This is a genomic window from Pseudoalteromonas sp. MM1 (assembly GCF_030296835.1).
Taxonomy (GTDB): Bacteria; Pseudomonadota; Gammaproteobacteria; order Enterobacterales; family Alteromonadaceae; genus Pseudoalteromonas.
This window is the reverse complement of sequence record NZ_AP027922.1, coordinates 2235776-2250840: the sequence shown is the minus strand read 5'-3', so window position 1 is coordinate 2250840 and position 15065 is coordinate 2235776. Positions and strand designations below refer to the sequence as shown.

General features: G+C 40.6%; 11 protein-coding genes. 6 read left to right on the top strand and 5 right to left on the bottom strand.

Going from position 1 to position 15065, the window contains the following annotated elements; all coding sequences use genetic code 11:
• The first annotated feature begins 162 nt into the window (after positions 1-162).
• The 4 genes from QUE46_RS10180 to QUE46_RS10165 all read left to right on the top strand — a co-directional run bounded on the left by QUE46_RS10180 (position 163) and on the right by QUE46_RS10165 (position 8281).
• Positions 163-501 carry a Grx4 family monothiol glutaredoxin gene (locus tag QUE46_RS10180; RefSeq protein WP_004588110.1) on the top strand — a complete coding sequence of 113 codons (339 nt, stop codon included), beginning with the start codon at positions 163-165 and terminating at the stop codon, positions 499-501.
• Positions 502-1161: 660 nt separating this feature from the next.
• Positions 1162-5619, top strand: coding sequence for a glutamate synthase large subunit (gene gltB / locus QUE46_RS10175; protein WP_286244699.1), 4458 nt, complete (start codon positions 1162-1164; stop codon positions 5617-5619).
• A 9-nt stretch (positions 5620-5628) separates the two neighbouring features.
• Positions 5629-7044 (top strand): FAD-dependent oxidoreductase, encoded by a 1416-nt coding sequence (locus tag QUE46_RS10170; RefSeq protein WP_286244698.1) that lies wholly within the window; start codon positions 5629-5631, stop codon positions 7042-7044.
• A 217-nt stretch (positions 7045-7261) separates the two neighbouring features.
• Entirely contained in the window at positions 7262-8281 is a 1020-nt protein-coding gene (locus tag QUE46_RS10165) for a GGDEF domain-containing protein (RefSeq protein WP_286244697.1), read from the top strand.
• A 12-nt stretch (positions 8282-8293) separates the two neighbouring features.
• Here QUE46_RS10165 and QUE46_RS10160 read toward each other — a convergent pair whose 3' ends face one another.
• The 4 genes from QUE46_RS10160 to nadK all read right to left on the bottom strand — a co-directional run bounded on the left by QUE46_RS10160 (position 8294) and on the right by nadK (position 11918).
• Entirely contained in the window at positions 8294-8605 is a 312-nt protein-coding gene (locus QUE46_RS10160; RefSeq protein WP_286244696.1) for a hypothetical protein, read from the bottom strand.
• Positions 8606-8642: 37 nt separating this feature from the next.
• The gene (recN, locus tag QUE46_RS10155; RefSeq protein ID WP_286244695.1) at positions 8643-10316 is read right to left on the bottom strand and encodes a DNA repair protein RecN; all 1674 of its coding nucleotides are present in this window, start codon (positions 10314-10316) and stop codon (positions 8643-8645) included.
• A 75-nt stretch (positions 10317-10391) separates the two neighbouring features.
• The gene (locus QUE46_RS10150; protein WP_286244694.1) at positions 10392-10958 is read right to left on the bottom strand and encodes a hypothetical protein; all 567 of its coding nucleotides are present in this window, start codon (positions 10956-10958) and stop codon (positions 10392-10394) included.
• Between the two features lie 75 nt (positions 10959-11033).
• Positions 11034-11918 carry an NAD(+) kinase gene (gene nadK / locus QUE46_RS10145; protein WP_286244693.1) on the bottom strand — a complete coding sequence of 295 codons (885 nt, stop codon included), beginning with the start codon at positions 11916-11918 and terminating at the stop codon, positions 11034-11036.
• A 279-nt stretch (positions 11919-12197) separates the two neighbouring features.
• Here nadK and QUE46_RS10140 point away from each other — a divergent pair, with 279 nt between their 5' ends.
• Both QUE46_RS10140 and grpE read left to right on the top strand, forming a co-directional pair.
• On the top strand, positions 12198-13163 hold the full coding sequence (locus QUE46_RS10140; protein ID WP_286244692.1) for an HrcA family transcriptional regulator: 966 nt from the start codon (positions 12198-12200) through the stop codon (positions 13161-13163).
• Positions 13164-13221: 58 nt separating this feature from the next.
• Positions 13222-13836: a nucleotide exchange factor GrpE gene (grpE, locus tag QUE46_RS10135; protein WP_286244691.1), complete on the top strand. Its 615-nt coding sequence runs from the start codon at positions 13222-13224 to the stop codon at positions 13834-13836.
• 27 nt (positions 13837-13863) lie between these two features.
• On the opposite strand, the gene QUE46_RS10130 is transcribed toward grpE, so the two are convergent.
• A complete protein-coding gene (locus tag QUE46_RS10130) occupies positions 13864-15063 on the bottom strand; it encodes a Bcr/CflA family efflux MFS transporter (RefSeq protein ID WP_286244690.1) in 1200 nt (399 codons plus the stop codon).
• Between the last annotated feature and the right edge of the window lie 2 nt (positions 15064-15065).

Here is a 15065-nt window from a genome sequence, read left to right as displayed (position 1 = left end):
ATTGTTGAGTATTCTACTCAAGTTTAAGCAAACAGCAATGCTATTGCTAAAGACTATTTCAATTGCGGCTTTATTTGCCCATTTTAAGTTATATATCTGTGGCCACAATGATTTATTTTCAAGCCCTAGGTATATCAAGCTATCGTCATTTTGAGGTTGTAGATGGAAACCATTGATAAAATTAAACAGCAGATTTCAGAAAATCCAATTATCCTTTACATGAAAGGGTCACCAAAATTACCTAATTGTGGGTTTTCTTCACAAGCGTCGCAAGCTCTAATGTCGTGTGGCGAACCATTTGCCTATGTTGATATTTTACTTAATCCAGATATTCGCGCTGAGTTACCAGCATACGCAAATTGGCCTACTTTCCCACAGCTTTGGGTTGAGGGCGAATTAGTAGGTGGTTGTGACATTATTATTGAAATGTTTCAACGTGGTGAATTACAACCACTGATCACTGAAACAGCAGCTAAATATAAAGAAGCTGACGCAGAGTAATACTACTTTGCTAAACTATTAAAGCCACGTTTTACGTGGTTTTTTTGTACCTGTGTTATTTATTACGTTTTAATTTCTTGAACAGCTGAACAGCTGAACAGCTGAACAGCTGAACAGCTCCCTCGCTCCTTGTTTAGATGCACGCAGTAACTATCAGTAAACAACAAAACTGCTTATGTAAGCGCAAGCTTTAATGAAAGTATGTACTTTAAATAAAAATTCACTCAATCTGCACTAAAAATGACATAGTAATTAATAACTATACTAATGAACGCAAAAAAAGCGTGATCCTAAACCTCTAATCTATTTAAAACGCATTAAACTATCTAAATGTTAACTGAATCCATAGGGGTTTAATGAATATTTATTCATTTAAATCCACCTTTACGTTTACGTAAAGGGTATCGCTTTGACGCCTTTGTTTTTACAAAGTGTTAAAATTGACACCAGTGTCATAAAAAAATAACGCGTAAATAAGCGCTAATTGTTAACAATTATGAGTAAAAAAGAAATCTTGCCTTGAAGTGAGAAATATTCAAGAATGTGAATATGTATTCAAAATAATATTGACTCTATTTACTATAGAGGCTAGTTTTGTGCGTCTGTTAGCAAATCGTCGAGCAGTTCATTCACGTTAACAGTGCAGCAAGGGAGGGGTCTATGTTATACGACTCAACATTAGAAAAAGATAATTGTGGCTTTGGCTTAATAGCCCAAGTTAATGGTCAGGCTAGTCATCGGCTTATTCGTACAGCTATTACTGGACTTGATCGCATGCAGCACCGCGGTGGTATTTCTGCCGATGGTAAAACAGGTGACGGCTGTGGTTTATTACTACAAAAACCTGACAGTTTTTTCCGCGCTATTGCTAGTGAGCATAATTGGCACTTAGGTAAAAATTACGCCGTAGGCATGGTTTTCTTAAATTCAGATCCCGTTTTAGCACAAGCTGCAAAACAGGTTTTATGTGAAGAATTAGAACAAGAAACACTTAAAATACTCGGTTGGCGTGAAGTGCCTACTGACCCTTCAATGCTAGGGCCAATTGCTACACAGCAATTACCTGGCTTTGAGCAGATTTTTGTTAGTGCGCCTGAAGGCTGGCGCTCTAAAGATTTAGAACGCCGTTTATACGTAGCACGTCGTCGTGCAGAAAAGCGTTTAGCAGAGGATGAGTCGTTTTATATTGCGAGTTTATCGGGGTTAGTAACTATCTATAAAGGCCTTATGATGCCTGCAGATTTGCCTAACTTTTATTTAGACTTAGCTGATATTCGTATGACCAGCGCTATTTGTGTATTCCATCAGCGTTTTTCTACTAATACTCAGCCGCGTTGGCCTTTAGCACAACCATTTAGGTATTTAGCGCACAATGGTGAAATTAATACTATTGAAGGTAATCGCCAATGGGCTCGTGCCCGTTCGTACAAGTTTTCATCGCCACTTATCCCTGATTTACAAAGCGCAGCACCGTTTGTAAACGAAACAGGCTCTGACTCATCAAGCTTAGATAACATGCTTGAGCTATTTTTAGCCGGTGGTATGGATTTATTCCGTGCTATGCGCATGCTTGTGCCACCTGCATGGCAAAAAAACCGTGCAATGGATGATGATTTACGTGCATTTTACGACTTTAACTCTATGCACATGGAGCCGTGGGATGGCCCTGCAGGCATTGTTATGTCTGATGGGCGCTTTGCAGCCTGTAATCTTGATAGAAATGGCCTGCGTCCAGCGCGCTATGTTATTACCCAAGATGGCTTTATTACACTTGCCTCTGAGGTAGGGATTTGGGATTACACTGCAGATGAAGTGGTTGAAAAAGGCCGTGTAGGACCAGGTGAGCTTTTAGTAATTGATACAAAGCTTGGCAAAATCTGGCACTCAGATGAAATCGACCAAGATTTAAAATCGCGTCATCCTTATAAATCATGGCTTGAAGAAAACGTTAAACGCCTAACCCCGTTTGAAGAGCTTACAGAGCAAGATGCGGGTAATCGCTCGTTTGATGACGAAACGCTTGCTAAGTACCAAAAAATGTTTGGCTATACTAATGAAGAGCTAGATAGTGTTATTCGTGTAATGGGTGAAAACGGCCAAGAAGCAACAGGCTCAATGGGTGATGACACACCATTTGCAGTACTCAGCGAAGGGCATCGTTCATTGTACGATTACTTCCGCCAAAAGTTTGCGCAAGTGACTAATCCGCCAATCGACCCGCTGCGTGAAAACCACGTAATGTCACTGGCAACGTGTATTGGTAGTGAGCAAAACGTATTTAATGAAACCACAGGCCACGCTAAGCGCCTACAGTTTGATACGCCAATTTTAATGTATGCAGACATGCAGCAGCTACTCAATGCCGATGACGAGCATTACAGCTACTGTAAAATTGATATTACGTACACAGCAGAAGAAGGTTTAGAAAAAGCGGTTGCACGTATTTGCGACGCTGCACAAGAAAAAGCAGCTGCGGGTTGTGTAATGCTTATCTTATCTGACCGCAACTTTAGCGAAACCCAATTACCGATTCCTGCTGCTATGGCGGTAGGTGCTGTACAAAAACGTTTAGTAGATAACAACTTACGTTGTGAGTCTAATATTATTATTGAAACGGGCAGCGTACGCGATGCACACCAATTTGCCGTATTACTTGGGTTTGGTGCAACAGCGATTTATCCATACCTTGCCTACGAGTCACTGGTTGCGATGAGCGACAGTAAAGTGATTGATAAGTCGTACTGCGAAGTGACGCTTTCGTACCGAAAAGCCATTAATAAAGGCTTGTACAAAATTATGTCTAAAATGGGCATAAGTACGGTTGCATCGTATCGTTGTTCAATGCTTTTTGAAGCGGTTGGTCTATCTGATGCTATGGTAGAAATGTGCTTTAAAGGGGTGGCAAGTCGTATTAAAGGCGCGTGTTTTAGTGACTTTGATGGTGATCAGCAAAAGCTACATAAACTTGCTTTTAGTAAGCGTAAATTACTGAGCCATGGCGGCTTATTAAAATATGTTCACGGTGGGGAATACCACGCTTACAACCCAGATGTTATTCAAACGCTACAAAAGGCCGTGCGCTCTGGTGATTATAAAGACTATGGTGCATACGCCGACTTAGTTAATAACCGTCCAATTGCCACTTTACGCGATATGCTGGCGCTTAAGTTACCTGCAAAAGGCATTAGTATCGATGATGTTGAGCCGGCTGAAAACCTATATAAACGTTTTGATTCAGCTGCGATGAGTATTGGCGCACTTTCTCCTGAGGCACACGAAGCGTTAGCTATAGCGATGAACCGCTTAGGTGGGTGTTCAAATTCAGGTGAAGGTGGTGAAGATAAGCTACGCTACAACACAGAGAAAAACTCACGTATTAAACAAGTTGCCTCGGGTCGCTTTGGTGTAACGCCGCATTACCTTCGTAATGCCGACGTAATTCAAATTAAAGTGGCGCAGGGTGCTAAACCAGGCGAAGGTGGGCAATTACCGGGTGAAAAAGTAACGCCTTATATTGCTAAACTTCGTTATTCAGTCCCGGGTGTAACACTAATATCACCACCACCGCATCACGATATTTACTCGATTGAAGATTTAGCTCAGCTAATATTCGATTTAAAACAAGTAAACCCAGAAGCGATGATATCGGTGAAGTTAGTGTCAGAGCCAGGTGTAGGTACAATTGCCACAGGTGTAGCTAAAGCGTATGCCGACTTAATTACCATCTCAGGTTATGATGGTGGTACCGGTGCAAGCCCATTAACGTCAGTTAAATACGCAGGTAGTCCTTGGGAGCTTGGCCTTGCAGAAACTCAGCAAGCGCTTGTTGAAAATGGTCTTCGTCATCGTATTCGTTTGCAAACAGATGGTGGCTTAAAAACAGGTTTAGACATTATTAAAGCGGCTATTTTAGGTGCAGAAAGCTTTGGCTTTGGTACAGGCCCAATGGTTGCGCTTGGTTGTAAATACTTACGTATTTGTCATTTAAATAACTGTGCGACCGGTGTGGCAACGCAAGATGAAACACTTCGTCAAAAGCATTACCACGGCTTACCAGAAATGGCGATGAACTACTTCAAGTTTATTGCCCAAGAAGCACGTGAAATTATGGCAAGCTTAGGTGTTGCAAATCTAACTGACTTAATTGGTCGTTTAGATTTACTTGAAGCAATTGAAGGTAAAACAGCGAAGCAAAAGAAAATAGATTTATCATCTGTGATTGCTCAGCCTAATAACCCAACGGGTGAGACATTGTTTTGTAGCGCACCAAATAGCTCGCACTATTTAGGTGAACTTAACGAAACGTTATTAGGTAAAGCGCAACAAGCGATTGATACCTCATCGGGTATTTCGCTAGTAAGCCGCATATGTAATACAGACCGCTCAGTTGGGGCAATGTTGTCAGGTTACATTGCATCTAAACACGGTAATCAAGGTATGGCTGCTGATCCTGTTGCAATTGAGCTACATGGTACTGCAGGGCAATCATTTGGTGTTTGGAATGCTGGTGGCCTTGAAATGACGCTTATTGGCGATGCAAACGACTACGTGGGTAAAGGTATGGCTGGCGGTAAGCTTGTTATTCGCCCGCCACTGGGCTCATCGTTTGAAAGCCATAAAGCCACTATTGCTGGTAACACGTGTTTGTACGGTGCTACGGGTGGTAAGTTATTTGCCGCAGGCTGTGCTGGTGAGCGTTTTGCAGTGCGTAACTCTGGCGTGCAAGCCGTTGTTGAAGGCGTAGGTGATAACGGCTGTGAATACATGACTGGCGGCGTAGTATGTGTGCTGGGTAATGTAGGCGTTAACTTTGGCGCGGGTATGACAGGTGGCTTTGCTTATATTTTAGATGAACGAAATGACTTTGAAAAACGCATTAATCCAGAGCTTGTAGAAGTAGTAACACTTGATGATTTAAGTTCGCACCAAGAGCATTTGCGTGGCTTAATTGCTGAGCATTTAGAGCTTACGGGTTCATGTAGAGCAGAAACCATTTTAGCTAATTTTGAACTGTACTTACCTATGTTCAAACTAGTTAAACCAAAATCAAGTGACGTAAAAAGTTTACTCGGGCACCGCGCTCGCAGTAGCGCAGAACTTCGTGTTCAAGCGCAATAAGGGGGCAGTATGAGCGAAAATGTATATCAATTTATAGACGTGCAGCGTGTTGATCCGCGTAAAAAACCAATCTCGTCGCGTAAAAAATCTTTCGTGGAAATTTACGAACCCTTTTCTGAGAATCAGGTAAATTCACAAGCTGACCGCTGTTTAGATTGTGGTAACCCATACTGTGAATGGAAATGCCCAGTGCATAATTACATTCCACAGTGGTTAAAATTAATTAGAACTGGCCGTATTTTAGAAGCGGCTGAGCTTTCTCATCGTACAAATAGCTTGCCTGAAGTGTGTGGACGCGTATGTCCACAAGACAGGCTGTGTGAAGGTTCATGTACGCTTGATGAAGAGTTTGGCGCAGTAACTATTGGTAATATTGAAAAATATATTACCGATACCGCGTTTAAAATGGGCTGGAAACCAGATATGTCATACGTGACATGGACGGATAAAAAAGTGGCCATTATTGGTGCGGGTCCGGCTGGTTTAGGGTGTGCCGATATTTTAGTGCGTAACGGTGTAAAGCCAGTGGTTTTTGACCGTCATCCAGAAATTGGTGGATTACTTACTTTTGGTATCCCTTCTTTTAAACTTGAAAAAGAAGTAATGCAAAAGCGCCGTGAAATTTTCACCGAAATGGGTGTAGAATTTAAGCTAAACGTTGAAGTGGGTGTAGATATCACTATGGACGAAATTTTAGCTGACTACGACGCGGTGTTTTTAGGTGTAGGTACGTATCAGAGTATGCGTGCTGGTCTTGAAAACGAAGACGCGCCAGGCGTACACGATGCACTGCCATTTTTAATTGGTAACACAAATCGCGTTATGGGTTACGATGAAAAAAACCAAGCGTGCATTGATATGGCCAATCAAAAGGTTGTGGTTCTTGGCGGTGGTGATACCGCGATGGACTGTGTACGAACTTCAATCCGCCAAAATGCAGCTAAAGTAACGTGTGCTTATCGTCGTGATGAAGAAAATATGCCAGGCTCTAAGCGTGAAGTTAAAAACGCCAAAGAAGAAGGTGTAAACTTTACGTTTAATGTACAGCCTACGGGTATTGTACTTGATGATAGTGGCCATGTTGCAGGCGTTAAAATGGTTAAAACGCAACTTGGTGAGCCTGATGAAAACGGCCGTAGCCGTGCAGAAGTAGTACCAGGCTCTGAGCATGTAATTGAAGCAGACCAAGTTATTATGGCGTTTGGCTTTAAGCCACACAAAATGGACTGGCTAGAAAAGTACGATGTAGAAATTAACCATTGGGGCGGCATTAACGCACCAGAGCAAGGTGAATTTACTCATCAAACAACTAACCCAAAAATATTTGCTGGTGGCGATATTGTGCGAGGCTCTGATTTAGTTGTAACGGCTATTTTTGAAGGGCGTAACGCTGCTGAAGGTATTATGGATTATTTAGAGGTTTAATTACCTCGTTAAGTTTTAAAATTTAATAAAAGCAAGCCAATTGGCTTGCTTTTTTTTTACTGTTTTCAAATGAAAAAAGTATTAAACAGTTACTATTAACTAATAATTAACGTGTAAATCTTGCTTAAAATACTATTTCAGTACAAACTAGTTTCTATCCTCTTTTTTATATTTCTAAATAATGAGCCTTTACCGCTAGCTCGAAAAAAATAATAATATGAATGCATACTCAGACAACAAAGAAAAAAAGCTAATTGTTCGCTTTTTTTCGACCATCGGATTTATAGCTACCTTCGTTATGGCGTGTAATGCATTATCTAATGCTAATACAGTGCTTGGTATTATGTTGTTAGTTTCTGCGGGGTTTTATGCGTGGGCATTTAGTCTCTATCGTGCAGTCGAAAAATCAGCGACCACTATATTATATAACCTTTACTGTTTAATGCTGTATTTAGTGATCTCAGGTGGAGCTGAAGGGACTGGACCGATCTGGATATTTATCGTATCCCCGGTAACTTACTCCATTAGAGGCCTTAAAAAAGGAACGGTAGATATTGTTGTTTTTTTATGTGCCGTAATCGCTGGTTTTTTTATTACAGATAACTTTAATATTTATGATTATCAACCGGCGGAACTTCCACTTAGGGTGGTCATTTCTTTTATTATTGTTGCGTTATTAAGTGGATTTTATGAGCGTTCACGCGAAAAATACAATGAAAAAATAGTTGCGCTGAGTCAAAAAAATGAACGTCTTGCTACAATCGATCACCTAACTGATTTACCTAATCGTCGTTTTATGATGAAAGAGCTTGACGAGCTTAAACATCTTCATAAAAAAACTAAGCAGCCGTATGTAGTTTTGTTAGCTGATGTTGATAATTTCAAAAAAATTAATGACAACTTCGGTCACGACTTTGGTGATGAAGCGTTAACACAACTTGCCACCATTTTAAAAAAGAGCATGCCAAAACAAGGTATTGCTTCTCGGTGGGGCGGTGAAGAATTTTTAATGGCATTACCACACAGCAACAAAGAGCAGGGGCAAAGTATTGCAGAAAAAATTCATGCGGAATTACAAAAACACCCAGTGCGCATGAATGGAAAATCGGTGGTATTAACTCTAAGTATAGGGCTTGTGCAAAGCCAGTTAGATACAACCATAGCCCAAGACATAAAGCTGGCCGACGAACGCTTATACAAAGCAAAAGAGCAAGGTAAAAATAGAACTTGCTCTTAACGCTTATGTTAGTTAATCCATAGAAAAACTATCAAGGTTGGGGCGACTTTTACTTTTTCGCCGCTGCACACTTAAATAGCACATTACACTACAAAGTATTTGTGCTAATAAAAGTAACCATTGGTTATTAGCCACTATGTTGCCAATAATAAACCACTGCCAAACACTCACCGTTACTTGATAAACCAATATCAGTTTTAAAAAGCTAAAAAGTTTTAGCTTAAATTCTGCGTGCTTAAACTTACTAAAACCGATGAGCAAAAAGCTCAAAACAACAAGTAGCCACCCAATAACATGGCAAAAATTTATCAGCATGCTTTGCATTTAAAACGTCTCTCCACTTTTGCAGCAAAAGTATAACTTAGGCGTGAGCCATAATAAGCTCTTTAGCATTTGCTTTAGCGGTTTTACTTATATTATCGCCACCAAGTAAGCGTGCAATTTCATTAATACGGCCGTCTTTGTTTAGGCTGAGCATTTGGGTAAAGGTTTCGCCTTGTGCTATTTCTTTTGCTACAAAAAACTGCTGATGAGCACTACTCGCTACTTGTGGTAAGTGGGTTACACAAATAACCTGTGTTGATTTTCCTAGTTGGCGTAGTAGCTTCCCAACAGAGGAAGCGGTTGGGCCTGATATGCCGACATCCACCTCGTCAAATATAAGCGTTGGTGTTGTCACTTTTTGGGCAATAATAACCTGTATGGCTAGGCTAATACGCGAAAGCTCACCGCCCGATGCTACTTTGGCTAAAGGTTGTAATGGTTGCCCAGGATTAGTAGAGACCAAAAACGAGACACTATCAAAACCCAGTGCGTTAGGCTGGCGATCAGCTTCTTGGGTAAGCTGAATTTCAAATACTCCATTTTCCATCGATAAATTAGCCATACTTTCACTAATTAATTGATTTAATGTATTAGCGTATTTGTGGCGACTTTCACTTAGCTGATCACTGGCGTGCTGATACGCGCTTAGCGCATTGCTTATTTCATCGTCTAATTGCGCCAAACGTGAGCTATTGTTACTAATTGACTCAAGCTCTTGTGCTAAACCTTGGTGAAACTCAACCAGCTCTTGAGGCTTTATATGATGCTTACGGGCTAAGTCCATTGCCCCACTTAAGCGCGCTTCTACTTCTGTTAATCGAGCGGGGTCTAAGTCGGCTTGCTCTGCGTAGTTTCTTACTTCTCTACTTGCTTCTTCAACTTGAACTGCGGCTTCATCTAGTAATGCGGCTACACTTGCTAAACTTTCGTCATAATTTGCAAGCTCGGCAAACTGCTGAGCGCTGTGTTGAAGCATTGAACAGGCATTTTGCTCATCACTTTCGTAAAGGTGTTGAAGTTCACGCTGACAGGCTTCTAAAATGGTTTGACTATTACTTAGCTTGTAATGCTCGGCTTCTATTTGTTCAAACTCGCCCTCTTGTAAGGCAAATTCGTCTAATTCGGCAACTTGGTATTCGAGTAATTGTTTTTGAGCAGCTTGTTGTAATTGCTGTTGCTCAAGTTGTTTAAATTCTTTTTGCAGGTTTGCATATAATTTAAAGCTTTGACTCACCGCTTTTACAAGCTGATTGTGGCCTGCGTACGCATCAAGCAGTTGCAACTGGTGTTCAGCTTTTAAAAGGTGCTGATGGGCATGCTGTCCGTGTATAGAAATTAAATACTGGCCTAGCTCTTTAAGTTGGGCAGCAGTAACAGCGCTGCCATTAATATAGCTCTTACTGCGGCCATTTTTACATACAACGCGTCTGAGTAAGCATTCGTTGTCGTTACTTGTTAGCATGTGTTGCTCTAAAAATGCTTTAGCAAGAGGAAGGGCAGTTAAATCAAATTGTGCGCACACTTCTGCTTTATCAGTGCCAGGGCGAACCGCCGATGCTTCAGCACGCTCGCCTAAACACAGAGAAAGTGCATCAATGGCAATCGATTTACCTGCGCCGGTTTCACCCGTTATCGCCGTCATACCGCTGTGCCATTCAGTGCTTAAGTTACTTACAATTGCAAAATTTTTAATTTCTAAACCAATTAACATACTGTTCATCCATCCAGTGAATTAACTGTTAATTTATACAGTGTTTAGGTTTTTTGCAAATTAATTTTTTACTTTTTAAGCAACACTGGTATTTTGAGAAAACTGCGTATCCGCATCAGTACTTTCATCAGAAGGGGGTTCGTCAGTGTTTTCAAGGCTTTCACTTGGGTTTACCGGTGTATCAGTTTTAATTTGTACTATTAATGAGGGTAAAATTTCGTGATAAAACGCCTTATTATAGAGTATGCCTTGCTGGGGTAACTCACTCACAAAGTACTGTATATTATCTTGTAGTGCTTGGGCGTTTTCACTTTGCAGTGCTTTTTGAAACTCAATCGAAAGCGTGCTCACTAGGCTGTCGCTAACATCTTCTAAATGTTGAAGGTTTTCATCAGTATGAGGCTGAACCACAAAAAAATTGGTCACAATTGCCTGAATTTGCGCTACATATTTAGGTCTTATTATTTTGGCTTCTAATAAGCTATTAAGTTTAGCTTTTAGGCGAGTGTTCACTTGAGCAACACGTTCGTTAAATTGTTTTTTCTTGGTTTCTAAGGCTTTTTTTCTGTTGTTTTCAACCCTAATATAAGCGCCAAGCAAAGTGATAAGTAATAACAAAGCAAAGATAACAACATACGTCATTGCTAGATATTCCTAGTTTAATTAATTTTTATTTGTTTTGTATTTTGCGCTAAAGCACTACACATGGCAATAAAATTAGTATAAACGGCTGCCCCAATTAAGTTTAGTACGTAAAACGTTGTAGTAAGAGTAGTTTTTTGGGTGAATTAAGCGCAGTTTTCTGTCGGCTTTTTTAATAACCACTTCATCCCCAGGTAAAACGGCAAGCACTACATGGCTGTCGCAACTTACTTGTAAGCTGTCGGTGTTCTCAAGGCTTAACTTTAAGCGCACCTCGTTATCGGCATCAACAACTAAGGGTCTGCTCGATAATGTATGCGGAAACATTGGCACTAACGATATGGCATTTAGCTCAGGCGTTAAAATGGGCCCGCCACCGGACAAAGAATAAGCTGTAGAGCCAGTAGGGGTTGATACAATTAAACCATCAGAGCGCTGAGAAAACACAAAGTCGTTATTGATAAAAGCTTCAAACTCGATCATGTGGGCAACTTTGTCTGCATGTAGCACGGCTTCGTTAACGGCTGAATTTGCGCTTTTCAGTTCACCATGGCGATATACTTCTACTTCAAGCAAAAAGCGTTTTTCCTCTAAATATTCGCCGCTTAATACTTGCTCTAAGCTACCTTCAAAGCCTTCTGGGTTTAAATCGGTTAAAAACCCTAAGTTACCTCTGTTTACGCCTATTACTGCTACATCAAAGCGTGCCAAAACCCGTGCTGCACCAAGCATATTGCCATCACCCCCTACAACAATAGCCAAGTCGGCTTGCTCGCCTAAGCTAACAAGGTCAACTTGATGAGCTTCAGGGACGTCAGATAATTGCCCGCCGGTGCGCTTTTCTACAATCACAGTAAAGCCAAGTGCCGATAAAAAAGTATGTAAACGCTGTAACGTAGCCGCAGCTTTAGGGTGGTTTGGTTTACCTATAAGGCCAATAATTTTAAACGGTGAATGCATAACGGCTGCAGTTAAAAGAGATAATATTTTTGTAGGGTAACTCAAAATAGAAGTGTTTGAAAACACAGAATTACCAATATGATAATGATTCAATTAAGCCTGCATATTATAAAGGTAAGTACTGTTTGTTGGTCTAACAAATTCAATCACAGGTTTAACTTTTGTATTTAATGTTTAAAAATAGCGGTAGCAGTATTTTGCTGTAATGCATGCAGCAACATATTCACTTAAAGCGTGCTTTAGGCTTGAATTTATTTTAACTGCCCCGATATCTCTTTCATGCAACAAGATGTAGATAACATGAATATAAACCCGCGAGATCAACAAATTTTTTCAGCAGTAATGAGCCTTTATTGTAATGGTGAAGGGTTACCCGTTCCATCAACAAAAATAGCCAAGCAAAAAGGCATGGCAGTGTGTTCTGCCACTGTTCGAAATGCGATGGCACGACTTGAAAAAGTAGGCTTGTTATATTCCCCTCATACATCGGCAGGTCGTGTACCAACAAACCAAGGGTTTGATTATTGGTTTGATGAATTTTTTCCGCTAGCTGACATAGCTAATTACTGGCAACCAGAGCAAGCACAACTTGTAGAGCTGGCCCATGGCTTAAGTAAAAAGTATCAAGTATGTTGTTGTGTAGGCTTACCCCAAGCAAGCTCGCAGCAAGTGTTTAGAGTAGAAGTGCTAGAGTTTGATTCTAAAGATTGGCTGGTACTACTTATAGACAGAGCAGGACAAAGCCATAACATTTGTATCAACAAACCTGATGATTCTTCAGATGCCGTACGTTATCAATTTGCGACTTGGTTAAACACGGTATTTAGCCAACAAACCTTAATGGAAGGTTTGTACCGCATGCAAGCTATGGCAAATACCGCACCGCGTAATTGTCATGATTCACTCACACAATGGACGCGCCAGCTTAGTCAAAAATTAGGATCAGATAACAGCATTGTAGTGGGCGAAAACTATTTATATAAAAAAATAGACTGCGAACAAAGCTTAAATATTGGTGTTTCATTTTTAAACTTTGTTGAAGATAAACTCGCATTTAAAAATGGTGTATCAGTTTTAAACACTGAAAATTTACCCTTCACAGAGTGTAATGAGCTGATAGTAATTAGTGTGCCGTACTTTCAAAACCAAGAGTATCAAAGCCGCTTTTGCGTAATTTGCCCTAAATCGGCGCAAATTGAACAATTAATCCAAGAATTTAAATTATTAGAGCCATCTAACTCTTGAATCTTTTTATTCAACCCCCATAATTACCGCAGTTGTAAAGAATTGGAGCACGTATTTTATGTCTGAGCAGACACAAAACCCAGAGCAAGAAGTAGAACTAAACGAAGAAGTAGCTCAAATGGAAGCAGATGTTGAAGCAGCAGTAGAAGCTGCAGAGCAACACGAAGCAGACCAAGAGCAAAGCCCTGAAGCTGAAATTGCGATGCTATACGCAGAGCTTGAAGCTGCAAAACAAACCATCGCAGATCAAAAAGACAGTGTAGTACGTGCAGCAGCCGACGTTGACAATATTCGTCGTCGCGCAGCACAAGATGTAGAAAAAGCACATAAATTTGCACTGGAGAAGTTTGCTAACGAACTACTACCAGTAATCGATAACCTAGAGCGCGCTATTGAGTTTTCTGATAAAGAAAACGAAACCTTAAAGCCATTGCTTGAAGGTATTGATATGACAGTTAAAAGCTTTAACGATGCGGTTGCAAAGTTTGGCGTTGAAATTGTTAACCCACAAGGTGAGCAATTTAATCCAGAATTCCACCAAGCAATGTCTATCCAGCCAAGTAACGATGTTTCACCAAACACAGTACTTGCAGTAATGCAAAAAGGCTACACATTAAATGGTCGTTTATTACGCCCTGCAATGGTTATGGTATCTAAAGAAGCAGACGCTTAATTAGTCACTGTTTATAAAAATGCCTCATTATGAGGCATTTTTTTTGTCTATTTTATAGTGGATTAACTGCACCAGCATAGTTAGTAGCACGGCGCTAAACATTAAGCTTGAAAACGGCACAGCACTTTTTGCATGCATAACTGCAAGTAGAGGGCCGACTAGTGCGCCACTACCAAAGCGCAGTGTGCCAATAACGGCGGTGGCGGTCCCAGTATTTTTTTCAAACTTGATTAATATTAATGAATCCGCATTACTCGCTGTTACCCCTAGGCTCATCATTAAAGGCGCAATGGCCGCTACAATGTAATATAACGATAGATGTAATAAGCTAAAGGTTAATAACGACAGCCCCGATATAAAACCGCACGTAAGCCCTATATAGAGCATTTTACGAGAGCCAATCCTAGGTACTATTCGGGTATTTAAAAAGTTACCAAACATCAGAGCCATAACATTGAAGGCAAATAAAATGCCAAACAATTGCTCAGACACATTATATAAATCTAGGTATACAAAAGGCACTGAGGTTAAAAAACAGAAAAAGCCAAACGAGACGAACATAGAGCTTAAAATATCTGCCCGCGCATCTTTATTACTCAGCACGGTTTTATAACTGTCAAAAAATAAAGCGAGGCCTTTTTTCTCGTTTGTGTGAATAGGGATATCAATCAAATACACCTGCACAAATCCAAGTATCATAAAACTGTATGCTGCGAGCACTATAAATATGGTAGACCAAACAGAGAACCCTAAAATAAAAGACCCAACAGAAGGCGCCACTAAAGGCGCTACCATCATAATCATTGACACATACGACATACCTTTAGCTGTGTTTTTTTGATAAATATGCCTAATTACCCCAGGTACAATAACTGTGGCAGCGGCGCCGGTGAATGCCTGTGCAGCTCTAAGTGCCCAAAAAGTGTGTATTTCACTGGTAAATGCCAACGCAAATGAACTTGCACCAAACAAGGTTAAGCCAATTCGGGCTAGTTTTCGTCGTCCGAGTTGATCGGCAATAGGGCCAAAAAATAACATGCCTAACGAGTAGCCAGCTAAATAAATACTTAGCGAAATTTGTACATTTGGCATAGTGGTTTGTAAATCGTTCGCAATCACTAACATGGCGGGTAAATACATGTCTATGGCCAAAGGGGTAATGGCAACAATACTGGCTAATAAAGGTAATAATATTCGGGTATTAAAAGAAGAAGCCGAGGCATCCATGT